Raw genomic sequence first — 21,708 nt, 5'->3', positions numbered from 1 at the left:
GTTTCTGCCTATTCCCCTTACTTCGAAACGTCCTGTCCGAAGTATTTCTTGGAGATCTTGTCATAGGTGCCGTCGGCCTTGATGTCGGCCAGCGCCTTGTTGATCGCAGCAAGCAGTTCCGGCTCGCCCTTGCGGATGATGACGGCGGAGAAATCGGCATTGGCCTGCTGCGCGACGATCTTTACCGGGGCGTCAGGCTTGTGCTTCTTGAAATCGAGGAAGGAAAGGCTGTCGTTGATGGTCGCATCGGCGCGGCCGGTCAGCACGAGCTGGATCGACTGGTCGAAGCCGTCGGTACCGACGAGTTCGGCGCCGGATTCGGTTGCAAGCTTGCCGAAGTTGCTGGTCAGCGACTGTGCTGCCTTCTTGCCCTTGAGATCTGCGAAATCCTTGATGCCGGTGTTGCTGTCCTTGACGATCAGCACGGCCTTGGAGGCGATATAGGGCTCGGAGAAGTCATACTTCTTCTTGCGGGCTTCGGTGACGCCGACTTCGTTGATGACGGCATCATAGCGGTTGGCGTCGAGGCCGGCGATCAGGCCGTCCCACTTGCCTTCCAGGAACTGCGCCTTGACGCCGAGCTTGGCGGCGATGGCTTCTGCGATCTCCACATCGAAGCCGGTCAGCTTGCCGCTCTCGTCATGAAAGGTGAAGGGCGCATAGGTGCCTTCCGTGCCGACTTTGAAGACGCCGGCCGACTGGATCGCCTTGAGGTTTTCGCCGGCATGGGCGGGGAGCAGGAATGCAGCCTGCACGAGGGCGGCGGCGGCAACAGTCTTCAACCAGTTCATCGTTTTCTTCCGTTTCTGGAGCGGTTTTATTCAATGTCGCATACATCGCAGAAAATTTGCACCGCGAAAGCGTAGAAAACTGCAAGATAAAGCGGCAATTGCGAATATTTTTCTCAAAGAGGGAAGGGTGGTGATTTTCAATTCAAAGTCTGTCTCCCATCGAGTGCGTTTTGCTGTACCCGACCTGCTCAGATCGGGTACAGCGTTTGAACTCAGCCTTAGACCTGGCGCAAGCCGCCGTCGACACACAGTTCGGCACCGGCAATATAGCTCGCGTCATCGCTCAACAAGAACAGGGCGGCAGCAGCCACTTCCGAAGGACGCGCCATTCGCCCCATCGGGATCGGTGCGACAAGCGCTGCACGCATGTCTTCCGGAACCGCAGCCATCATTTCGGTATCCGTTGGACCGGGCGCGACAACGTTGACGCGTATCCCTTTGGGCGCGAGCTCTGCAGTCCATGTTCGGGCATAAGAACGGACGGCCGCTTTCGTGGCGGCGTAGGTTCCGTACGAAGCGTAGCCCGCGCTATCGGCGATGGATCCGACGAGGACCACCGATCCGCCTTCCGTCATCGCGGTTAGAGCCGCCTTCAGGCCAAAAACCATCCCGCGGACGTTGACGTTGAAGTGGCGGTCGAAGTGTTCAGGCGTTATGTCGGTAATCTGCGCAGGTTCGGAGAGGCCTGCATTCAAGACGAGCGCGTCAATACGGCCGTATGCTTTGCGCACTTTTTCGACAACCTCCATCATATCCTCGGGCACACTGGCATCGGCGGCAATGCCGACCGCGTCATTGCCGATAACCTTGGCCGCCTTCTCGGCATCGTCACTTCTACGACTGGTAATGAAGACCTTCGCCCCTTCGGCAGAAAGCCGCTCTGCAATTGCCAAGCCTATGCCCTTGGCGCCGCCCACGACGAGGGCAACCTTGTTACTCATTCGAGCCATCGTAAATCCTTTCAATTGATGGTCTCGTCATGATATACGTCCTATATCTGGTATCAATTACGCACCTGAAGTAGCCTAGATATGGACGACTATACTGACCTAGAAGCACTTTCTCATCGCGCCTGCGGCGACATGGCGCGGGTTCGCCCGGTGCTCGACAAGATCGCTGACAAATGGACGATCCTGATACTGACAGTGATTTGTCCCAAACCCTCGCGCTTCAACGAGATAAAGCGGCGTCTCGATGGGATCACGCATAAGGCGCTGGCCGACGCCTTGAAGAGGCTTGAGCGGAACGGTCTTGTGACGAGAACCGTACTCCCAACTCAGCCGATCGGCGTGGAATATGCAATTACTCCATTAGGCCATTCACTGCGGGAACCGTTCGAAGCACTGTGTGCATGGGCAGCCGCCAATGGCGAGAAGGTCGAGGCGGCCACGCGACACTATGACAACACGGCAAATCGTCGCTGATCACGTCGCCATGACCGCTTCTGGGTGCAAAGCCGCCGTTCCGGCGGACCGAAATTGCTAGCGAACCACGAGAACGGCTAACCGATACGACAGCAGGCAAGGTGACGGACAGTCATTGCCCAGTTCTTCAGCTCAAGCCGCCGCCGCTCGCCGCTTCATCCGCTCGCTGACAATAATAATCAACCCCGCGCTCAGGATCAGGATGGCGCCGATAAATGTGTTGGCGCCGGGGATGTCGCCCCAGATCAGATAGCCGAGCAAAAAGGCCCAGACGAGAGACGTATATTCGAACGGCGCCAGCACCGAGACGGGCGCCTGGCGCATGCCTTCGAAGAGGGCGAGCTGGCCGGCGCCGGCGATGATGCCGGTGAGCGCCAGCAGCACGATCTGGAAGGGCGTCGGCGTGTGCCAATGGGCGATTGCCATGCCGGCGGTCAGGATGATGAACAGGATGTTCGAGACGGCCATCTGGATATGGCTCTTCTCGTGCAGCGCCGTCTTGCGCAGCAGCACCATGCCGCTTGCCCAGAGGACGGCGGCCTGCAGCGCCAGATAGACCGGCCAGGAAATCGACAGCCCCACGGGATTGGAGGCGATCACCACGCCGCAAAAGCCGACGCCGACCGCCATCCAGCGGGCGACGGTGACCTTTTCGCGCAGCACGATGGTCGCGAGGATAGTACCGACGATCGGCGCTGCATAATAGAGCGTCGTTACCTCGGCGAGTTGCAGGTAGGACGCCGCCGAATAATAGGAAATCCAGGCGATCAGGATGATGACGCTACGCAGGATCATCGGCTTGATGATCGGCGAACGCGCCACTTTGTGGACCAGCGACGGGCCTTCGAAGACGAAGCAGCCGGCAAGGATGGTGCAGCTTCGGATGAACAGGACCTGCCAGACGGGGATGGAGGCGACGAGCAGTTTCACCGCCGAATCGTGGGCGGTGAACAGCATGTAGGCAAACACCGTAAGCAGGATGCCATAGCTGATGGAGTTTTTCACGAGGATGCACCAGAAGATGATCCGGCTTGGGCCGGCTGAAGGATCTTTCAGGTCTCAACCGATAGGAGCCTACTTTTTCGGCGTCAATAGAACATTTTGCCGATGGCGTGCACATATGAATGATTTATTCGGGTTGTGGTGTCTTTGCCTCCGCTTTAACAGACGGAGATGAAATGTGACCGTTTCGGCTTTTTCGATCGTTGAGATTTCAATCGATTTAAATAGACTGCGGCGCAAATTTGGAGGAGTTTTCATGGACAACGGGACGAGAATGGAGGGCTTGAAAGAGCGCAGGAGTCCGTTTTTCACCAAATCGCGTGCTGCGGTGTCGCTGATGTTTCTCATGAACGGCTTCATGGTCGGCTGCTGGGCACCGAAAATTCCCGAATTCGCCGAGCGGCTGCAACTGACGAAATTCGAGCTCGGCCTGATGATTCTCGTCTTCGGCGTCGGTTCCCTCGTCATGATGCCGCTTGCCGGCGCGCAGATCGCGGTGCGCGGCTCGCGCATTGTCGTGCGTGCCTTTGCGGTGCTGCTGCTGCCGATGATCCTGGCGCTGACGCTGGCGCCGAATGTCTGGACGGCGGCGATCGCGCTTTTTCTCTTCGGCGGTTTCATCGGCGCCATGGATGTGGCCATGAATGCCAATGCCGTCTCGGTCGAAAAATCCATGCGTCGGGCGATCATGTCCTCCTGCCATGCCTTCTGGAGCCTGGGCGGCCTTTTGGGCGCGGCGATCGGAGGACTGCTGATTTCTCGCTGGGGCATTCTCGCCCATGCCGAGACCTCGACCGCGATTGCCGCGCTTTTCCTCGCCATTGCCTGGCCGATGGTGCTTGGCGACCAGCCACATCATGATGAGACCAAGCCGAAAGCAAAGCTGCCGATGATCCCGCTGCCCTGGCTGCTCGGCATCGTCGCGCTCTTCTGCATGGTGCCGGAAGGCGCGGTTCTGGATTGGAGCGCGCTCTATCTCAGCCAGGAAAAGGGCGCCTCGGTGGCGCTCTCCGGCTTCGGCTACGCCGCTTTCTCCGCCACTATGGCGACCATGCGTTTTGCCGGCGATTTCGTCCGCGATTGGCTGGGCGCGATCAAGACATTGCGGGTCTGCACAGTCTTTGCCATCGTCGGCATGCTGACGGCCGCGCTGGCGCCGAACGCGGAAATCGCCATTCTCGGCTTTGCACTCTGCGGCATCGGCATTTCAAACATGGTGCCGATCGCCTTTTCGGCGGCCGGCAATATTCCGGGCCTGCAGCCGGGCATCGCCATTTCCGTCGTTACGACGCTTGGCTATTCCGGCATGCTGGTTGCGCCCTCCGCGATCGGCTTTGCCGCCGAGCATGTCGGCTTCTCATCGGTCCTTATGGCGCTGCCGGTGCTGCTGCTCGTCGTACTGGCATTGTCATCGCTCGCGCGCTACGCCGACGGTATCGGGGATGCCAAGCATTAATTTCGTCGCTTTTGCCCGATAGAGGGTGGGCTCCATTCGATCAAAAGAGATTGCCGGAGCGGTTGACAACGACCGCTCCGTGATCCACGTGAAAGACACCCATTTTCGAGGCCTGCGAGAGCTTTCCATGTCGTCCGCCACCGATTTCGATCCGAAACCGCGCCGTTCCTCCGTTGCCGTCGATGTCGGCGGCGTGATCGTCGGCGGCGGTGCCCCCGTCGTCGTGCAGTCCATGACCAATACCGATACGGCCGATATCGATTCGACCGTCGCGCAGGTGGCAGCCCTCTACAAAGCCGGCTCGGAGCTCGTGCGCATCACCGTCGATCGCGATGAAAGCGCTGCCGCCGTGCCGAAGATCCGCGAGCGGCTGTTGCGCCTCGGCATGGATGTGCCGCTGATCGGCGATTTTCATTATATCGGCCACAAGCTGCTCGCCGATCATCCTGCCTGCGCCGAGGCGCTGGCAAAATACCGCATCAATCCCGGCAATGTCGGCTTCAAGGACAAGAAGGACAAGCAGTTCGCCGAAATCATCGAGATGGCGATCCGCTACGACAAGCCGGTGCGCATCGGCGTCAACTGGGGCTCGCTCGATCAGGATCTGCTGACTGCACTGATGGACAAGAACGCTGCCGAAGGCTCACCGCTCTCTGCCCGGCAGGTGACGCGCGAGACCATCGTGCAGTCGGCGCTGATCTCCGCCGATCTTGCCGAGGAGATCGGCCTGCCGCGCAACCGCATCATTCTGTCGGCTAAGGTCAGCCAGGTGCAGGATCTGATCGCCGTCTATTCCATGCTGTCGGAGCGTTCCGACCATGCGCTGCATTTGGGCCTCACCGAAGCCGGCATGGGCTCGAAGGGCATCGTCGCTTCCTCTGCCGCCATGGGCTATGTGCTGCAGCATGGCATCGGCGATACGATCCGGGTCTCGCTGACGCCTGAGCCGAATGGCGATCGCACCCGCGAGGTGCAGGTGGCGCAGGAACTGCTGCAGGTCATGGGTTTCCGGCAGTTCATCCCGGTGGTTGCGGCGTGTCCCGGCTGCGGCCGCACGACTTCGACGGTCTTCCAGGAGCTGGCGCAGAATATCCAGAACGACATCCGTAAGAACATGCCGATCTGGCGTGAGAAATATCCGGGTGTCGAGGCGTTGAACGTCGCCGTCATGGGCTGCATCGTCAACGGTCCTGGCGAAAGTAAGCATGCCGATATCGGCATTTCGCTGCCTGGCACCGGCGAGACCCCGGCCGCCCCCGTCTTCATCGATGGCCAAAAGGCCATGACGCTGCGCGGCCCGAACATCGCCTCCGATTTTGAGGCCTTGGTGACCGACTATATCGAAAAGCGATTCGGCCGGAAGAACGTCGCGGCGGAGTGATCCGCCGCCTAAAGTCGAGGCTGGATCAGATGTTGCTCGTCAGCAGCTTGATGCCGGCGAAGCAATAGAAGCCGGCCATGGCGCCCTCGATCCAGCGGCGGGCATTGCGGTAGACTTTCAGCGCATGCGATGTCGAAAACAGGATCGCATAGCCCATGAACGCCAGAAGACCGGTCGTGCCGCAGATGGCGATGATCAGCACCGCTACGGAAGCGGGTGCGCCCTGCGGCATGCCGAGCGCGATGATGGCGAGCCATGCGAAGATCGCCTTGGGATTGGTCACGTGAATGCCGTAGCCGCGCAGGACCAGCGATTTGAAGCTGGGCGTTTTCGGGCCTTCGACAGCGGTCGGCAGCTCGCTGCCGGCACGCACGGCACGGAATGCCTTGTAGGCGAGATAGAGCAGGTAGATGCCGCCGAAGATCTTCAGAACTTCCAGCGCCATCGCATAGGTCTGCAGCAGCGTCGCAAGGCCTGCCGCTGCGGCAATCGCCCAGGTCATCGATCCCCCGAATATCCCGAGCGAGATCGTCATGCCGGCTTTGCGGCCATGGGTCATCGAGGTGCCGATGATGGCCATGATGGCGGGGCCGGGACTGACGACGGCAATTATGTAGGCGATATAGGCCGGCAGGATCTGCGGTAGATAGGCAAGGGTCTCGTGCATGGAAGATTTCCCGGGGGTGTTCGGCCGGCGCGGAGAATTCTGCGTCTACAGGCCAATACGGAACCGGAATGTGTCATAGATCGCGGCGGAAATCACCCGGCGCAGTCATGGATTCTTGTGATGGTGACATTTCATGACTGAATGAATGGCCATGGCTGAACAGCCACGGGCCGATGGCTGTTGCCGAGCGGCTGGCTCGCCCCGACAGCACCACCAAGTTGCTTCGGGATCAGCTTTTGCGGTTTGCAACGAAGCGGGCGGTTTCCGTCAGGACGTCCGCCTTGCTGCCATAGCCGGACAGCAGGCCGGCTGCTTGGCCCACCAGCCTTAGGAGCGTCGTTTCCGCCCATTCCTGCCCGTGCAGGGCAACCAGCGTACCCTTGCCGCGGCCGGCATCCTTGCCGGTTGCCTTGCCCATGGTGGCGGCGTCGGCGGTCAGGTCGAGAAGATCGTCGGCAAGCTGGAAGGCAAGGCCAATCTTTTCGCCGAAGGTCCTGAGACGCTTACGGTCTTCGGCCGAGGCGCCAGCGATGATGGCGCCGGCTTCGCAGGCAAAGCGGATCAGCGCGCCCGTCTTCATCGCCTGCAGCGTGGTGATGCCCTTTTCGTCGGGCGCTTCCTTCTCGGCAGCGAGATCGAGGGCCTGGCCGCCGGCCATGCCGCCGATGCCGGCTGCGCGCGACAATGCCAGCACGAGCGCCATTTTCCGATCTGCCGGCAGCTCCGTTTCGGGTGCCGCGATGATATCGAAGGCGTAGGTCAGTAGGCTGTCGCCGGCCAGAATCGCCGTGGCGTAGTCGAAAGCGATGTGCACGGTCGGCTGGCCGCGGCGCAGATCATCGTCGTCCATCGCCGGAAGATCATCATGTACGAGGGAATAGCAGTGTACGCATTCGAGCGCGGCGCCGACCCTCAATGCCGCCTCGGCATTGCCGCCGAGAAGGGCAGCCGATTCCATGACAAGGAAGGGACGCAGCCGCTTGCCGCCATTCAGGACGCCGTGGCGCATGGCGCTCAGCAGCCTGTCGGGGCGCACGATCTCGTCATTCAGGCTGCCGTCGGTGAGAAGCCGGGCCAGCAGTGCCTCGATCTTGCTGGCATTGTCCTTAAGGCGGTTCTCGAATGAGGAATGGGTGCTGTCCATGGGCGCTGTTTGGCATGAGAGGCCGTTGCTGGCAACGACAATTGTCGACGACGAGGTGGGAATTGCGCCGCACTCTGGTCATCGCTTTGTGTAGACGGTATGACGGGGCTGCAGCATCAGAGCGTTTCCCGGATGCATTATGGGGTTGTACCGGGAGGGAGCGATCGTGGACGTCAGGCACTTGGACATATCGACCGATAATGAGGAGGAGGAAGCCGAGGTGCCGCAACGCTCCTCCCCCTTGGCGCGCTTCAAGGCAAGGCCAATCTGGCAGCGCGTCGTCCTCATAGTGATCGGCATCCTTCTGCTGCCCTATCTCTTCATCGTCTTTTATCTGCTGCCGTTCGTCCATCCTGTTTCCACCCTGATGGTAGGCGACGCCATTACCCTTCAGGGATATGATCGCCGCTGGGTTCCGCTGGATAAAATCGCGCCGGTGCTGGTGAAATCCGTCATGGTCTCGGAAGACGGGCAGTTCTGCTTTCACGGCGGTGTCGATTGGGGCGAGATGCGGGCGCTGGTCCAGGAAACGTTGCGCGGCAGGTCCACCCGCGGCGGCAGCACGATCCCGATGCAGACAGTGAAGAACCTGTTTTTATGGAATGGCCGCTCTTTCGTTCGCAAGACGCTGGAATTGCCGCTCGCGGTTTCCGCCTCGGCGGTCTGGTCGAAACGCCGGATGATGGAGATCTATCTCAATATTGCCGAGTGGGGACCAGGCATTTATGGCATAGAGGCGGCAGCACGCTACCATTTCAAAGTGCCGGCCTCCAAGCTCACGGCACGTCAGGCGGCCCTCCTTGCCGTCTCGCTCCCCAACCCGATCGATCGGGTGGCAAGCAAGCCGGGACGGGGACTCAGCCAGCTCGCCTCGTTGATCCAGCGCCGCGCGCGCAATGCCGATGCATACATCAAATGCCTTTATGACTGATATCAGAACTTGTCGTTCGATCGGCTTGTCTTCATCTGGCATCCTTGGCTGTGATGTAAGGACGGGTTTGAATCATTTCAAAGAACTCCTCCCCTTCGGGTTCCGGCGCTGAAAAGGAAACAATGATCGTGGACAAGCTCACTCTCTATATCGGCAACAAGAATTATTCCTCCTGGTCGTTCCGGCCGTGGATCGCGCTCGAAGGCTGCGGCATCCCTTTCGAGGAAGTGCTGATACCCTTCGATTTCCCAGCTGGAAATCCGCGCATTCGTGAGGTGTCGCCGACGGGCAAGGTGCCGATGCTGGTTCACGGCGGCTTCAAGGTATGGGAATCCTTCGCCATCATCGAATATGCGGCCGAGCTTTTCCCGGATGCGGGGCTTCTACCGAGGGATCGTCAGGCGCGTGCATTGGCGCGATCCTACAGCATGGAAATGGTTTCCGGCTTCAGTGCCTTGCGCAACTTCTGCCCCATGAACATGCGTCGCCCGATCGGCCGCCGCGATCTACCCGATGGGGTAACGAAGGACGTGGCGCGCATCGAGACCATCTGGCGCGAGGCGCGAGCCTTTTCGGGTGGACCTTTCCTGTTCGGGGCCTTTTCTGGTGCGGACGCCATGTTTGCGCCTGTCGTCAGCCGCCTGGAGCGATATGACATCGCGGTTGCGGCAGATACGCGTGACTATATGGCGGCCATGAAGGCGCTTCCCGCCTGGCAAAAATGGGAGGAAGCGGCATTGCAAGAAACGTGGACCGTGCCGGAGGATGAAGACTGAATCGGTCTCGACTATCCGCCAATCTGGCGCAGCGGGCAAAAAATGCTATTGGGGACTGGTCAAAGCCCGTCAAGCCATGTATAAGCCCGCCCAATTTCCGAAATTGATGCATGTCTATTTCGGCCGCCTTGCTGGCCGTGGATATGTTTCGTCCGTACATGGAGTAACGAGAATGGCTGTACCGAAGAGAAAAACGAGCCCGTCCAAGCGCGGTATGCGCCGCTCTGCTGACGCCCTGAAGGCTCCGACCTACGTCGAAGACAAGAACTCCGGCGAACTGCGTCGTCCGCACCACATCGACCTGAAGACCGGCATGTATCGCGGCCGTCAGGTTCTGACGCCGAAGGAAAGCGCATAATCCAGCGCTGCCTTGATGGCATGAATGAAAAGGCTGGCGATTCGCCGGCCTTTTTCTGTTTGTAGTTGGGGTATGCTGGAAGTGAACCAACGGATGGGAAAAACGCGGCCGCGCGATATGGTGTGGCTCTGATACACCCTCTGTCCCTTTCGGGACATCTCCCCCCAAGGGGAGATCGTCGGGAGCATGCTGTCTGTTCTCACCAAATCAATAACTGCAGTTCCGCGGATGCGATATTCGCTTGAGGCGCGAGGATTTCTGCAAGTTGCTGATCTCCCCCGCGTGGGGGGAGATGTCACGTCAGTGACAGAGGGGATAAAAACTTTCCAAGCATTCAGGAGCGCGTTGCCTGATTTCAAAGGCTATCCAGCTTGCTCTGCATAGCGCGGAGCTGTTCCTTCAGTTCATCGATATCCTTGGCTTCGGCCTTGCGGCTTTCCTTGGCCGGCGGCTTCATGAAGGGCGAGAACATCTGCATGGCCTGCTGGAACATCTCGGTGTTGCGACGGACCTGCTCTTCGACCATCTGCATGGGCAGTTGCAGGTTCTTGCCGAGCGGCGTTTCGCCGAATGCGCGATTGATCTGTTCGCGCATCTGCGTCTGCTGCTCGGTAAAGGCGCGCATGGAATGTTCGAGGAAGCTCGGCACCACCATCTGCATCTGATCGCCGTAATAGCCGATCAGCTGGCGGAGGAAGGAAATCGGCAGCAGCGTGTTGCCGGTCTTCGATTCCTGTTCGAAAATGATCTGTGTCAGGACCGAATGCGTAATATCTTCACCGCTTTTGGCGTCCTGGACGATGAATTCCTCGCCCTTCTTCACCATCTCCGCCAGGTCATCCAGCGTCACATAGGTGCTGGTGCCGGTATTGTATAGGCGGCGATTGGCGTATTTCTTGATTACGATCTGGCCCTCATTCTTTGCCATTTATCAGTCTCCTGGCCCCGTCTGATTGTATGGAAACTCCTCCACCTCGGAGTGTAGACGCAAAAGAAGCTTGGTGACAATCGGTTTGTGCGATGCGGCAAGGCCTTTCCCGTGATTGCCTTTTTTGAAGGCGGTGACAGCTTCGTGAAATCTGCGCAATGAAAATTCTTGCTGTTTGACTCAAGAGCAAAGCTTTGACAGTTTCGCCTCATATACGTGTTCATTCTGTGAGGAGGCTTCCATGAGCAGTTCATCCATCGTCGTCGCCAGCGCAGCGCGCACTGCCGTCGGTTCGTTCAACGGCGCGTTCGCGACCGTTCCGGCTCATGAACTCGGCGCTGCGGCGATCAAAGGCGCGCTGGAGCGTGCCGGCGTCGATGCCAAGGAAGTCGACGAAGTGATCCTCGGCCAGGTGCTTCAAGCCGGTGAAGGGCAGAATCCAGCCCGCCAGGCCGCAATGAAGGCCGGCATTCCGCAGGAAGCGACCGCATGGGGTGTGAACCAGCTTTGTGGTTCCGGCCTGCGTGCCGTGGCGCTGGGCTTGCAGCAGATCGCAACGGGCGACGCGAAGATCATCGTTGCCGGCGGTCAGGAATCCATGTCGATGGCGCCGCATGCCGCGAACCTTCGCTCCGGTACCAAGATGGGCGACATGAAAATGATCGACACCATGATCAAGGATGGTCTGACGGACGCCTTCTACGGCTACCACATGGGCATCACGGCCGAAAATATCGCTCGCCAATGGCAGCTTTCGCGCGATGAGCAGGATCAGTTCGCCGTTGCCTCGCAGAACAAGGCTGAAGCCGCACAGAAGGCCGGCCGTTTCAAGGACGAGATCGTTCCCTTCACTATCCAAACCCGCAAGGGTGACGTCATTGTCGATGCCGATGAATATATCCGCCATGGCGCGACGATGGAGGCCATGGCGAAGCTGCGCCCGGCCTTTGACAAGGAGGGTTCCGTCACCGCCGGCAATGCTTCCGGCCTCAACGACGGCGCCGCTGCTGCGTTGCTGATGACCGAGGCGGAAGCCTCGCGTCGCGGCATTCAGCCGCTCGCCCGCATCGTCTCCTGGGCGACGGCCGGCGTCGATCCGCAGATCATGGGTACGGGGCCTATCCCTGCCTCCCGCAAGGCTTTGGAGAAGGCTGGTTGGTCCGTTAACGACCTCGATCTCGTCGAGGCCAATGAGGCGTTTGCCGCTCAGGCCTGCGCCGTCAACAAGGATCTCGGCTGGGACACGTCGATCGTCAACGTCAACGGTGGCGCGATTGCTATCGGCCACCCGATCGGCGCTTCGGGCGCACGCGTCCTCAATACGCTGCTGTTCGAAATGAAGCGCCGCGGCGCCCGCAAGGGGCTTGCCACGCTCTGCATCGGCGGCGGTATGGGTGTCGCCATGTGCTTCGAGGCGCTCTAGAATCTAAGAAATAGAGCATGATGTTGTCCGAAAACCGCTCATACGTTTCGGCATCCTGCTCTGGGGCGTTTTGAAAGGAATTTTCCAGAAGAAGTGGTGAAAGCGAGCGGGCGACCCGACCTTCGGGCGTCCCGCCTCCGCAGCAAAAAAAGGGGAGTGGCACATGAGCAGAGTGGCATTGGTAACCGGGGGTACGCGCGGCATCGGCGCGGCTATTTCTATGGCACTGCACAATGCGGGTTACAAGGTGGCGGCAACCTATGCCGGCAATGATGAGAAGGCCCGTGCTTTCCACGATGTGACCGGGATCTCCGTTCACAAGTGGGATGTGACCGACTACGAGGCCTGCGGAAAGGGTATTGCCAAGATCGAGCATGATCTCGGCCATGTCGATATTCTGGTCAACAATGCCGGCATCACCCGCGACGCCATGTTCCACAAGATGACGCCGCAGCAGTGGCACGAGGTCATCAATACCAACCTCACCGGCCTTTTCAACATGACGCACCACGTCTGGCAGGGCATGCGCGACCGCAGCTTCGGGCGCGTCATCAATATCTCCTCGATCAATGGTCAGAAGGGGCAGATGGGGCAGGCGAATTATTCCGCAGCCAAGGCGGGCGATCTCGGCTTCACCAAGGCTCTGGCGCAGGAAGGGGCTGCCAAGAACATCACGGTCAATGCGATCTGCCCTGGCTATATCGGTACGGAAATGGTGTTGGCGGTCCCGGAAAAGGTGTTGAACGAGCGCATCATTCCGCAGATCCCTGTTGGACGCCTTGGCGAACCCGAAGAAATTGCCCGCATTGCCGTCTTTCTGGCAAGCGACGATGCCGGTTTCATCACGGGATCGACCATATCTGCCAATGGCGGCCAGCTGTTCGTCTAATCAATTCAAGAAAAGCGCAGCCCGTTTTCTGCTAGGGACTTGCGTGAGCGCAATAAAAATGGAGCGGTTCAGAGTTACGGAACCGCTTCAGCCATGACATCCATTATATGCCGAACGGAATTACCGGGCTGAGCCGGAAATCATCCTCTTGTTGAGGCCTGCTGCCGATGCCGTGGTTTGAATTCCAGGACGACGGCCTCAAGGGCAACCTCCCGCTTTTCCTTGCCTCGGGCTCTCGCCGCGCTTGCGAGCGCATAAAAAGTCGTGCCGGTAAGCACGAGTGCTGCAATGCTTGCGATGATTGCGGCCATGATGCCGTTCCTTTCTCAAAACACTGCCACCTCGCGGTGACCGATGGCGGGGGGAAGAAGATCTTATTGAAGGAACTGTCGCTCCCTGAATTTTTTCCAGGAGCTAATCCTGACCGGCCGCCGCTGGCGGCCGGTCAGGTAATGCCTTAGCGGCAGCGAGCCTCGTAACGGTGACCGTAACGGTCGCGATAGATGCAGTAGCCGCGACGCTCTTCCGAACGTCCGATGAGGTTGCCGACAACGCCGCCAGCGACCGCACCGACAGCGGCTCCGCCCCAGCTATGAGTGGCGACGCCACCGATCAGCGCGCCGGTGCCGGCGCCGATTGCCGTACCCTTTTCCGTTGCCGTGCACGACGCCAATGCGCCGACAAGGGCGACAGCGACAATAATCTTCTTCATGGTGTTAGCTCCCTGATGTTGCGAGGTTTGAACAATGTCTGCGGATCAGATGCGCCCCATCAATAACAGAATGAGGACAATGACGAGAACAAGCCCGAGACCACCCGATGGGCCATATCCCCATGCCCGGCTGTAACCCCAGCTGGGAAGTGCGCCAATCAGCAGCAGAATCAGTATGACAAGCAATACCGTACCAAGCATGATATGTCTCCTCCATGTCCCTCGCTTGAATATCCCGCCAATATCGCTGTTCGATGCGGCGTTATCCTTCCAGCGTTCCAGCTCAAAACTGTCCAGTGAATGGGCCGGATTTCTCAATTCTGCTCATAGAAACTTACATGTCCGGTAATTGTTCCGGCTAAGAAATAAAAATGCGCGTGCCTGGCAGTTGGAGCGCTCAATAAAACGTTAATATGATCGCGCCGCGCAACGGATCACGGACGTGTCGTTAAATCGTCCGTATGGTTAAAATATAATTAAAATACAATGGGTTGTGGTGAACGAAACGAGAAAGGCCGGATGTCTGTGATTCGTCGGCGATTCGTTCTGCATTTGAACTTTGGTTAACGGCTGGGCGGTCTGCCGACATGCCGCATACAAGGATGCTACCCGGCAAATGGCGTTCAGGTAGTGTGTTCGCCGGCGGATTCGTTAATTTGCAGAGGACTCCGAAACGGTATCGCCGCTCGAGCCGATCTCCATGTCGGGATGCTGGTCCGGCAAGATACAATATCTAGCCGTGAACAAATGCAGTATCCGCTGCTATCCGCGATTCGTCACCGATTCGTTCCGGCTTTGATCAATGTGTTAATTGATGCAGCCTTTGCGTGCGTTCATCGATTCATTATAGCTTCACTCGCCAAAAGGCGAGCCGCAATCGCAGATTCGGCTCGGATTCGCATCTCAACCATGCAGAGTCCGGTCTATCCTTGCCGAGAAACCGCTAGATGTTGTGGAGAACAAAACGGAATCGGGAGGTCGCTGCAATCAGTCGCAGATTCGGTCCGGCTCTGGCAGCCGATGTAAGGCTGCTGGCGGATTCACAGGAAAAGTCATGATTTACAGATCATTAACCATGATACGATGCAAAGTCCCCTTGGCTGAGGCCTCTTTGCTTGACTCTCTTGTATGGAAAAAAGCCGCGTAGGGATGATTCAGTATTTGGTGTGAATCCTTCTCTTGAAATCCATATATTGTAGTGAACAAATAAAGAACTATGTCGAGTCACCGATTCGTCTCCGATTCGTTCTCAGGCTGTTCCGGAATCGCCAGGACTCGCATGGGATGCAGTGTAATTGTAGCTTATGGTTGAGGCGCTCAAATATGAAATCGAATGTTGCCGCATCTGTTTTTTCATTCGGGTCTTGCCTTTGTCACATATGGTCGTCATCTGTTCGTTTCCTCCAGGAGGAACAGGCTGATCGGAAGACGGCCGTTTCTCGCCCATGCACGGACCTATGACTCAGACTTCGCAGCCCATGATCCTGAGCGGACGCGGCGTAACCGCGGTGCTCGGACCGACCAATACCGGCAAGACCCATTATGCCATCGAGCGCATGGTGGCACACGGCAGCGGCGTAATCGGCCTGCCGCTGCGGCTGCTTGCGCGCGAGGTCTATACGCGCGTCGTCGAGAAGGTCGGCGCGCAGAATGTCGCGCTCGTGACCGGCGAGGAAAAGATATCGCCGCCCAATGCGCGCTTTTCGGTCTGCACGGTCGAGGCTATGCCGCGCGAGACTCGCGCCTCCTTTGTCGCGATCGACGAAGTGCAGCTTGCCGGCGATCTGGAGCGCGGACATATTTTTACCGACCGCATTCTGCATCTGCGCGGCCGCGATGAAACCTTGCTGCTTGGCGCCGGCACCATGCGGCCTATTCTCGAGCAGCTTCTGCCTGGGATCACTGTTCTCGAGCGGCCCAGGCTGTCGCATCTCTTCTACGCCGGGCAGAAGAAGATCACGCGGCTGCCGCAGCGCACTGCCATCGTCGCCTTTTCCGCCGACGAAGTTTATGCGATCGCGGAGCTTATCCGCCGCCAGCGTGGTGGCGCGGCCGTCGTCCTCGGCGCGCTTAGCCCACGTACCCGTAATGCGCAGGTGGCCCTCTATCAGGCCGGCGATGTCGAATATTTGGTTGCGACCGATGCAATCGGCATGGGGCTCAACCTCGATGTCGATCATGTCGCCTTCGCCCAGGACCGTAAGTTCGACGGCTATCAGTTCCGCAATCTCAATCCGGCCGAGCTCGGTCAGATCGCAGGTCGCGCCGGTCGTCATCTCAAGGACGGCACCTTTGGGGTGACGGGACAAGTCGATCCTTTCGACGACGAACTCGTGCGCCGGATCGAGGGACACGAATTCGATATGGTCAAGGTGCTGCAATGGCGCAGCAAGGATCTGGATTTCGCTTCGATCGCGGCGTTGCGTGCAAGTTTGGAAGACGCGCCTCGCGTGCAGGGCTTGACGCGGGCGCTGCCTGCAGTAGACCAGCAGGCGTTGGAATATCTGTCACGCGATCTGGAGATAGTCGATCTTGCCAGCAACCCGGCTCGGGTTGAGAAATTGTGGGAGGCTTGTGCGCTTCCCGACTATCGGCGCATCACGCCTGCCCAGCATGCTGATCTCATCGCCGCCCTCTTTTCCGATCTCGTGCGCTATGGCACGGTAAAAGAGGATTTCCTGGCCGAACAGGTGCACCGCGCCGATCGGACGGATGGCGAGATCGACACGCTTTCGGCGCGAATCGCGCAGATAAGGACTTGGACCTATGTGTCGAACCGGCCCGGCTGGCTTGCCGATCCGACACACTGGCAAGAAAAGACGCGGGAAATCGAAGATCGATTGTCCGACGCGTTACATGAGAGGTTGACGAAACGCTTTGTTGATCGCAGGACATCTGTGCTCATGAAGCGCCTGAGAGAGAATGCGATGCTGGAAGCTGAAATCAGTGTGAATGGAGATGTCTTCGTAGAGGGGCATCATGTGGGACAGTTGACCGGATTCCGGTTCACGCCTATCGCAGGGACCGAAGGGCCAGATGCCAAGGCTGTCCAGACGGCCTCGCAGAAGGCGCTGGGGCTGGAGTTCGAGGCACGTGCCGCACGTCTGCATGCGGCCGGCAATGGCGATCTCGCGATCAGCGCCGATGGCCTCGTACGTTGGCTCGGAGATCCCGTCGCGCGTCTGTCAGGCAGCGATCATGTCATGCGTCCGCGCGTCATCCTGCTTGCCGACGAGCAGCTGACGGGCAATGCGCGCGATCATGTCGCCGCCCGTATCGAGCGCTTCGTGAACCATCATATCAGCACCATCCTGAAGCCGCTGGATGATCTCCAGCGCGCCGAAGATTTGCAGGGCCTTGCCAAGGGGCTGGCTTTCCAGCTGGTAGAGAATCTCGGCGTTCTGTTCCGGCGCGACGTCACGGAAGAAGTGAAGTCCCTGGATCAGGACGGGCGTGCCTCGATGCGCCGCTACGGCGTTCGCTTCGGCGCCTATCATATTTTCGTGCCCGCCCTGCTGAAGCCGGCTCCGGCCGAACTCATCACGCTGCTCTGGGCGCTGAAGAACGATGGGCTGGATAAGCCGGGTTATGGCGATCTGATCCCGGTTCTCGCCGCCGGCCGTACCTCGGTCGTTACCGATCCCGGCTACGAGCGCATGTTCTACAAGCTCGCCGGCTTCCGGTTCCTCGGCAAGCGCGCCGTGCGAATCGATATTCTTGAACGTCTGGCGGACCTCATCCGTCCGCTGTTGCAGTGGAAGCCCGGCCAGACTTCGCGTCCCGACGGTGCTTATGACGGCCGTCGTTTCACCACGACGACTGCGATGCTCTCCATCCTCGGCGCGACGCTTGAGGACATGGAGGAAATCCTCAAGGGTCTCGGTTATCGCGCCGATTCGGTGAAGGCGGAAGAGGCTGCGGTCTTTCTCGCCCAGCAGGATGCGGCCGCGACGCCGGCCGCGCCGGCTGCGGAAACTACGGGGGAAAAGGCCGATCACGATGATGCCGACGCTGCTGGCGACGAGCCGGCTAAGGAAGTGGAAGCCGTTTCGCAGGAAACAGCCGCTCCCGCCGAGGCGCCTGATCAGACGGAAGCCTTCGTATCTGCAGAGTCTGTTGCCGTTGCAGAAGTTGCCGCAGAGCCCGTAGAGCCGAAGCCGGTTCTGCTCTGGCGTCTGGGTGGCCGCAACGACCATCAGCAGCGGCAAGGCGGCCGTGGCCACGGCGATCGCCGCGGCCAGCAAGGCGAAGGTCGAGGTTACCAGGGCAACCGCCGTAGCGGCGAACAGGCAGCCGGTGAAGGCAATCGCGAAGGCGGCCGTGATCGTCGTGACGGACGCGACAATCGTGAGGCTCGCGGCGGCGACAATAAGGGTCCGCGCGGCAACCGCGAAGGCGGTCGTCCGCAGCATCAGGGCAATCGCGGCGAACGGGGTGATCGTCAGGAACGTGGCGACCGCAACGACCGGCATGATCGCAACAATCGCGGCGCATCGCAGCCCTTGCGCTTCGAAGCCAAGCCGCCGCGCAAGGAAAAGCCGATCGATCCGGATTCTCCTTTCGCCAAGCTCGCTGCCCTTAAGGAGCTGATGAAGAAATAGGCCATGACGGACGAGAAACAGCCATTTTCCGGTTCGCGCCAGCGCATCGACAAATGGCTGTTCTTTGCCCGCATGGTGAAGTCCCGGTCGCTGGCGCAGGTCTATGTGCAGAATGGCAGCGTCCGGGTGAATGGCGAGCGGATCGTGCAGTCAAGTTTCGGGGTCAAGGCCGGCGACTGCATCGAGCTCTCGCTGGAGCGGCGAGACGTGGTGCTGATCGTGCGCGCAGCGGGCGATCGCAGAGGTCCATTCGAGGAGGCCAGGCTGCTTTACGAGGATCTGACGCCGCCACCGGATGAGACAAAACGCCTCACTCCCTTCGAGCAGGCATTGCGGACGCCGGGCAGCGGCAGGCCTACGAAAAGGGATCGGCGCGCCATCGATCGTCTCACCTCTGACGATGATTAGAAAACTCTGTCTGTTGCAGAGGGGTTTCGCGATTGTTTGTCCTTGAAATTCGCTGACAAAGTCGATACCTCACGATCAACCTGCCGGTAACCAACCGGACGGCGCGTTTGCGCGTGATGCATTCGTCTGCCCGTTCGGCTCCGAGGAAAAGCGCGACGTTCCAGGTTGCGCATCCGCGGAAGCTAGATACATTCCTGGAGTGCTTCGTGACATATGTCGTGACCGATAATTGCATCCGCTGCAAATATACCGATTGTGTGGAAGTCTGCCCCGTCGACTGCTTCTACGAAGGCGAGAACTTCCTTGTCATCCATCCTGACGAATGCATCGATTGCGGCGTCTGCGAACCGGAATGTCCTGCCGAGGCGATCAAGCCCGATACGGAACCGGGTCTCGACAAGTGGCTGAAGGTGAATGCGGAATATGCCGCCATCTGGCCGAATATCACGGTCAAGCGCGACCCGATGCCGGAAGCCAAGGAAATGGATGGCGAACAGGGGAAATTCGAGAAATATTTCTCGGCCAATCCCGGTACAGGTGACTGATCGCAGGTCGTGACAGGCCTTCGATAAAGGTGTAGTCGATATCGCAGAAAGCGAATCAATGCCATTGGGCCGTTGGCTGGTCAACGTGGCCATTTTGGTGCGTGCGCAGCAAATTATTGATTTCCTCAGATTTTTGTGATAGGGTCGTCACACTGATCCACAGCGGCATTTCGCATGCCCAAAACCATCACGAAAGCAAATCACCAATCCGTACGCGGTTTCCTTGACATATCAACGCATTGTGTTGTCGGGTCCCAGATCGCGATGGGTGGGTTTCTGTTTGCATAAGTCTGGCTGGACCAGGATGAAGTGACCCGACGGTACGCCGTCTCATCCGGGCCTGACTGACCCGGCACCCCGGCCCTAACGGGGCGCGTAACAGGGAGTTTTTGAAAAGAATGACGACCCAGCAGAAAAAACCTTCAGCAGCACGCCATGGCTTCAAGACTGGTGAAGCGATCGTTTATCCGGCCCACGGTGTCGGCACGATCACTGCGATCGAAGAACAGGAAGTCGCAGGCATGAAGCTCGAGCTGTTCGTAATCGATTTCGAGAAAGACAAGATGCGCCTGAAGGTGCCGGTGGCAAAGGCCATGAGCATTGGCATGCGCAAGCTTTCCGAGACCGATTTCGTCGAGCGTGCATTGAAGGTTGTGCAGGGCAAGGCCCGCGTTAAGCGCACCATGTGGTCGCGTCGCGCGCAGGAATACGATGCCAAGATCAATTCCGGCGACCTGATCTCGATCGCGGAGGTCGTTCGCGATCTCTATCGCGCCGAGAATCAGCCTGAGCAGTCCTATTCCGAACGTCAGCTTTATGAAGCTGCGCTTGACCGCATGGCGCGGGAAATCGCCGCCGTCAATAAGATGTCGGAAACCGAAGCTGTTCGCCTTGTCGAAACCAATCTGAACAAGGGACCGAAGCGCGGCAAGGTCGTCGAAGAAGACGATTCGCAGGACGAAGCCGCATAAGGCCGAGACGCCACTATCGCTTACAAAAAACCCGGCCTTCGTGCCGGGTTTTTTATTTGGAACCTTTTCCGTTTTGATGCGTTTAAGCCCTGGATTGGCGGTTCGTGTGGGTTTTCTCCTGTGGGGAGGCGTATCCACACGGGCTGTCTTATAGATGTTTACGAGGACCGGCCTATGCGTTTTCACTCGAAGCTCCCAGGCGATCTGAAGATGATTGAATCGGCAGACCCGTTCGATGAGATCGAACTAGACTAGTCATCGATTCTCCGGCGACCCGGATAATCGGTTTCCAATTTGCAATTTCATTCATTGATTTCCATCCGAGCAGCAATGTTCGGAAACGATGCTTGCTGCCCTTTTCGTCGACCGCGGCATAGAGACGATTTGAGGCCGAAACCCAGGAGATGCATATGACGAATATGTCTGCAGATCGGCGCATGATCAAAGTTGCGATGGCTGCTCCCTATCTCGATCGCGACGAAGAGCACGATCTCGCCATACGCTGGAAAGACCACGACGATCGTGGTGCGCGCAATCAGATAGCAACGGCCCATATGCGCCTCGTCATTTCTATGGCGGGGAAGTTTCGTAATTTCGGACTGCCGATGAGCGATCTGGTGCAGGAAGGCTATGTCGGTCTGTTGGAAGCGGCCGCCCGCTTCGAGCCGGAGCGGGAAGTTCGCTTCTCCACCTATGCAAGCTGGTGGATCCGTGCTTCGATCCAAGACTATATTCTGCGCAATTGGTCGATCGTACGCGGCGGCACGAGTTCTGCTCAGAAAGCGCTGTTCTTCAATCTGCGCCGCTTGCGCGCCAAGCTTGCCCGCAGCAATTCCAACGTCACCGTCCAATCCATCCATGAGGAAATCGCCGTCACGCTCGGTGTTAGCCTTGCAGATGTGCAGACGATGGATGCGCGCCTCTCCAGCAGCGATACCTCCCTGCAGGCCCCCTCCATTGCCGGCGATTCCGAAAGTGCCGAGCGCATCGATTTTCTGATCAGCGACGAGCCGCTTCCCGACGAGCAGGTCTCCGACATGATCGACGGCGAGCGTCGTCGCGTCTGGCTCGCATCGGCGCTGAAACATCTCAACGAGCGCGAAATGAAAATCATTCAGGCGCGCCGCCTGGTCGAAGACGGTGCGACGCTCGAAGAGCTCGGTGCTGATCTCGGCATTTCCAAGGAGCGTGTGCGCCAGATCGAAAGCCGGGCGATGGACAAGCTCCGCAACGCTTTGGTGGATGCGGATCCCCGCATGGCCAGCTACGCCTGAATGCGCGCTTCTCCCGCCCGGGAGAAG

Annotated in this window: 22 protein-coding genes; 13 read left to right on the top strand and 9 right to left on the bottom strand. The window is 58.8% G+C overall.

Annotated elements, in window-relative coordinates; translation table 11 throughout:
* Positions 1-17 precede the first annotated feature (17 nt).
* Both ACYJRZ_RS22785 and ACYJRZ_RS22780 read right to left on the bottom strand, forming a co-directional pair.
* Positions 18-791 (bottom strand): amino acid ABC transporter substrate-binding protein, encoded by a 774-nt coding sequence (locus tag ACYJRZ_RS22785; protein WP_459462797.1) that lies wholly within the window; start codon positions 789-791, stop codon positions 18-20.
* A 218-nt stretch (positions 792-1,009) separates the two neighbouring features.
* Positions 1,010-1,741 (bottom strand): SDR family NAD(P)-dependent oxidoreductase, encoded by a 732-nt coding sequence (locus ACYJRZ_RS22780; RefSeq protein WP_459462795.1) that lies wholly within the window; start codon positions 1,739-1,741, stop codon positions 1,010-1,012.
* A gap of 81 nt (positions 1,742-1,822) precedes the next feature.
* Here ACYJRZ_RS22780 and ACYJRZ_RS22775 point away from each other — a divergent pair, with 81 nt between their 5' ends.
* Positions 1,823-2,215 (top strand): winged helix-turn-helix transcriptional regulator, encoded by a 393-nt coding sequence (locus ACYJRZ_RS22775; protein WP_459462793.1) that lies wholly within the window; start codon positions 1,823-1,825, stop codon positions 2,213-2,215.
* Between the two features lie 132 nt (positions 2,216-2,347).
* Here the strand turns inward: ACYJRZ_RS22775 and ACYJRZ_RS22770 are convergent, their stop codons facing one another.
* Positions 2,348-3,220: a DMT family transporter gene (locus tag ACYJRZ_RS22770; RefSeq protein ID WP_459462791.1), complete on the bottom strand. Its 873-nt coding sequence runs from the start codon at positions 3,218-3,220 to the stop codon at positions 2,348-2,350.
* Positions 3,221-3,473: 253 nt separating this feature from the next.
* Here ACYJRZ_RS22770 and ACYJRZ_RS22765 point away from each other — a divergent pair, with 253 nt between their 5' ends.
* Together ACYJRZ_RS22765 and ispG are read left to right on the top strand one after the other, a co-directional pair.
* A complete protein-coding gene (locus ACYJRZ_RS22765; protein ID WP_459462789.1) occupies positions 3,474-4,673 on the top strand; it encodes an MFS transporter in 1,200 nt (399 codons plus the stop codon).
* 127 nt (positions 4,674-4,800) lie between these two features.
* Positions 4,801-6,054: a flavodoxin-dependent (E)-4-hydroxy-3-methylbut-2-enyl-diphosphate synthase gene (gene ispG / locus ACYJRZ_RS22760; protein WP_459462787.1), complete on the top strand. Its 1,254-nt coding sequence runs from the start codon at positions 4,801-4,803 to the stop codon at positions 6,052-6,054.
* A 25-nt stretch (positions 6,055-6,079) separates the two neighbouring features.
* Here the strand turns inward: ispG and ACYJRZ_RS22755 are convergent, their stop codons facing one another.
* The gene (locus ACYJRZ_RS22755; protein ID WP_459462785.1) at positions 6,080-6,721 is read right to left on the bottom strand and encodes a LysE family translocator; all 642 of its coding nucleotides are present in this window, start codon (positions 6,719-6,721) and stop codon (positions 6,080-6,082) included.
* A gap of 229 nt (positions 6,722-6,950) precedes the next feature.
* Positions 6,951-7,865, bottom strand: coding sequence for a polyprenyl synthetase family protein (locus ACYJRZ_RS22750; RefSeq protein WP_459462783.1), 915 nt, complete (start codon positions 7,863-7,865; stop codon positions 6,951-6,953).
* 139 nt (positions 7,866-8,004) lie between these two features.
* On the opposite strand from ACYJRZ_RS22750, the gene mtgA reads away from it, so the two are divergent.
* From mtgA to rpmF, 3 genes are all read left to right on the top strand, one after another.
* Complete coding sequence (gene mtgA, locus ACYJRZ_RS22745) at positions 8,005-8,796, top strand: monofunctional biosynthetic peptidoglycan transglycosylase (RefSeq protein ID WP_459462781.1); 792 nt, start codon at positions 8,005-8,007, stop codon at positions 8,794-8,796.
* A 128-nt stretch (positions 8,797-8,924) separates the two neighbouring features.
* Positions 8,925-9,572, top strand: a complete 648-nt coding sequence (locus tag ACYJRZ_RS22740; protein ID WP_459462779.1) for a glutathione S-transferase family protein — start codon at positions 8,925-8,927, stop codon at positions 9,570-9,572.
* A 172-nt stretch (positions 9,573-9,744) separates the two neighbouring features.
* The gene (gene rpmF, locus ACYJRZ_RS22735; RefSeq protein ID WP_003543812.1) at positions 9,745-9,930 is read left to right on the top strand and encodes a 50S ribosomal protein L32; all 186 of its coding nucleotides are present in this window, start codon (positions 9,745-9,747) and stop codon (positions 9,928-9,930) included.
* Positions 9,931-10,285: 355 nt separating this feature from the next.
* On the opposite strand, the gene phaR is transcribed toward rpmF, so the two are convergent.
* A complete protein-coding gene (gene phaR, locus ACYJRZ_RS22730) occupies positions 10,286-10,858 on the bottom strand; it encodes a polyhydroxyalkanoate synthesis repressor PhaR (RefSeq protein ID WP_112724155.1) in 573 nt (190 codons plus the stop codon).
* 241 nt (positions 10,859-11,099) lie between these two features.
* Between phaR and ACYJRZ_RS22725 the strand changes: the two genes are divergently transcribed.
* Both ACYJRZ_RS22725 and phbB read left to right on the top strand, forming a co-directional pair.
* Positions 11,100-12,281: an acetyl-CoA C-acetyltransferase gene (locus tag ACYJRZ_RS22725; RefSeq protein ID WP_459462776.1), complete on the top strand. Its 1,182-nt coding sequence runs from the start codon at positions 11,100-11,102 to the stop codon at positions 12,279-12,281.
* Positions 12,282-12,444: 163 nt separating this feature from the next.
* A complete protein-coding gene (phbB, locus tag ACYJRZ_RS22720; RefSeq protein ID WP_112336179.1) occupies positions 12,445-13,170 on the top strand; it encodes an acetoacetyl-CoA reductase in 726 nt (241 codons plus the stop codon).
* A 140-nt stretch (positions 13,171-13,310) separates the two neighbouring features.
* On the opposite strand, the gene ACYJRZ_RS22715 is transcribed toward phbB, so the two are convergent.
* From ACYJRZ_RS22715 to ACYJRZ_RS22705, 3 genes are all read right to left on the bottom strand, one after another.
* The gene (locus ACYJRZ_RS22715) at positions 13,311-13,481 is read right to left on the bottom strand and encodes a hypothetical protein (protein ID WP_459462774.1); all 171 of its coding nucleotides are present in this window, start codon (positions 13,479-13,481) and stop codon (positions 13,311-13,313) included.
* A 146-nt stretch (positions 13,482-13,627) separates the two neighbouring features.
* Complete coding sequence (locus ACYJRZ_RS22710) at positions 13,628-13,882, bottom strand: YMGG-like glycine zipper-containing protein (protein WP_459462772.1); 255 nt, start codon at positions 13,880-13,882, stop codon at positions 13,628-13,630.
* Between the two features lie 45 nt (positions 13,883-13,927).
* Complete coding sequence (locus ACYJRZ_RS22705; protein WP_075853478.1) at positions 13,928-14,083, bottom strand: DUF3309 family protein; 156 nt, start codon at positions 14,081-14,083, stop codon at positions 13,928-13,930.
* A 1,256-nt stretch (positions 14,084-15,339) separates the two neighbouring features.
* Here ACYJRZ_RS22705 and ACYJRZ_RS22700 point away from each other — a divergent pair.
* From ACYJRZ_RS22700 to ACYJRZ_RS22680, 5 genes are all read left to right on the top strand, one after another.
* Positions 15,340-18,483: a helicase-related protein gene (locus ACYJRZ_RS22700; RefSeq protein ID WP_459462770.1), complete on the top strand. Its 3,144-nt coding sequence runs from the start codon at positions 15,340-15,342 to the stop codon at positions 18,481-18,483.
* A 3-nt stretch (positions 18,484-18,486) separates the two neighbouring features.
* Entirely contained in the window at positions 18,487-18,891 is a 405-nt protein-coding gene (locus ACYJRZ_RS22695; RefSeq protein ID WP_459462768.1) for an RNA-binding S4 domain-containing protein, read from the top strand.
* Positions 18,892-19,097: 206 nt separating this feature from the next.
* On the top strand, positions 19,098-19,436 hold the full coding sequence (fdxA, locus tag ACYJRZ_RS22690; RefSeq protein ID WP_015341635.1) for a ferredoxin FdxA: 339 nt from the start codon (positions 19,098-19,100) through the stop codon (positions 19,434-19,436).
* A gap of 398 nt (positions 19,437-19,834) precedes the next feature.
* On the top strand, positions 19,835-20,407 hold the full coding sequence (locus tag ACYJRZ_RS22685) for a CarD family transcriptional regulator (protein WP_015341634.1): 573 nt from the start codon (positions 19,835-19,837) through the stop codon (positions 20,405-20,407).
* Between the two features lie 410 nt (positions 20,408-20,817).
* On the top strand, positions 20,818-21,681 hold the full coding sequence (locus tag ACYJRZ_RS22680) for an RNA polymerase factor sigma-32 (protein ID WP_459462766.1): 864 nt from the start codon (positions 20,818-20,820) through the stop codon (positions 21,679-21,681).
* Positions 21,682-21,708 lie beyond the last annotated feature (27 nt).

The organism is Rhizobium sp. No.120 (genome assembly GCF_054558365.1).
This window is presented reverse-complemented; position numbering and strand designations above follow the sequence as displayed.

What these genes read in the sequence shown, in the direction of transcription:
- phbB (WP_112336179.1), top strand. Translation starts at nt 12,445, where the DNA reads ATGAGCAGAGTGGCATTGGTAACCGGGGGTACGCGCGGCATCGGCGCG.
- ACYJRZ_RS22705 (WP_075853478.1), bottom strand. Translation starts at nt 14,083, where the DNA reads ATGCTTGGTACGGTATTGCTTGTCATACTGATTCTGCTGCTGATTGGC.
- ACYJRZ_RS22780 (WP_459462795.1), bottom strand. Translation starts at nt 1,741, where the DNA reads ATGGCTCGAATGAGTAACAAGGTTGCCCTCGTCGTGGGCGGCGCCAAG.
- ACYJRZ_RS22725 (WP_459462776.1), top strand. Translation starts at nt 11,100, where the DNA reads ATGAGCAGTTCATCCATCGTCGTCGCCAGCGCAGCGCGCACTGCCGTC.
- ACYJRZ_RS22710 (WP_459462772.1), bottom strand. Translation starts at nt 13,882, where the DNA reads ATGAAGAAGATTATTGTCGCTGTCGCCCTTGTCGGCGCATTGGCGTCG.
- ACYJRZ_RS22700 (WP_459462770.1), top strand. Translation starts at nt 15,340, where the DNA reads ATGACTCAGACTTCGCAGCCCATGATCCTGAGCGGACGCGGCGTAACC.
- ACYJRZ_RS22765 (WP_459462789.1), top strand. Translation starts at nt 3,474, where the DNA reads ATGGACAACGGGACGAGAATGGAGGGCTTGAAAGAGCGCAGGAGTCCG.
- ACYJRZ_RS22715 (WP_459462774.1), bottom strand. Translation starts at nt 13,481, where the DNA reads ATGGCCGCAATCATCGCAAGCATTGCAGCACTCGTGCTTACCGGCACG.
- mtgA (WP_459462781.1), top strand. Translation starts at nt 8,005, where the DNA reads ATGGGGTTGTACCGGGAGGGAGCGATCGTGGACGTCAGGCACTTGGAC.
- ACYJRZ_RS22680 (WP_459462766.1), top strand. Translation starts at nt 20,818, where the DNA reads ATGACGAATATGTCTGCAGATCGGCGCATGATCAAAGTTGCGATGGCT.
- ACYJRZ_RS22750 (WP_459462783.1), bottom strand. Translation starts at nt 7,865, where the DNA reads ATGGACAGCACCCATTCCTCATTCGAGAACCGCCTTAAGGACAATGCC.
- phaR (WP_112724155.1), bottom strand. Translation starts at nt 10,858, where the DNA reads ATGGCAAAGAATGAGGGCCAGATCGTAATCAAGAAATACGCCAATCGC.
- ACYJRZ_RS22695 (WP_459462768.1), top strand. Translation starts at nt 18,487, where the DNA reads ATGACGGACGAGAAACAGCCATTTTCCGGTTCGCGCCAGCGCATCGAC.
- ACYJRZ_RS22785 (WP_459462797.1), bottom strand. Translation starts at nt 791, where the DNA reads ATGAACTGGTTGAAGACTGTTGCCGCCGCCGCCCTCGTGCAGGCTGCA.
- ACYJRZ_RS22755 (WP_459462785.1), bottom strand. Translation starts at nt 6,721, where the DNA reads ATGCACGAGACCCTTGCCTATCTACCGCAGATCCTGCCGGCCTATATC.
- ispG (WP_459462787.1), top strand. Translation starts at nt 4,801, where the DNA reads ATGTCGTCCGCCACCGATTTCGATCCGAAACCGCGCCGTTCCTCCGTT.
- rpmF (WP_003543812.1), top strand. Translation starts at nt 9,745, where the DNA reads ATGGCTGTACCGAAGAGAAAAACGAGCCCGTCCAAGCGCGGTATGCGC.
- ACYJRZ_RS22775 (WP_459462793.1), top strand. Translation starts at nt 1,823, where the DNA reads ATGGACGACTATACTGACCTAGAAGCACTTTCTCATCGCGCCTGCGGC.
- ACYJRZ_RS22685 (WP_015341634.1), top strand. Translation starts at nt 19,835, where the DNA reads ATGACGACCCAGCAGAAAAAACCTTCAGCAGCACGCCATGGCTTCAAG.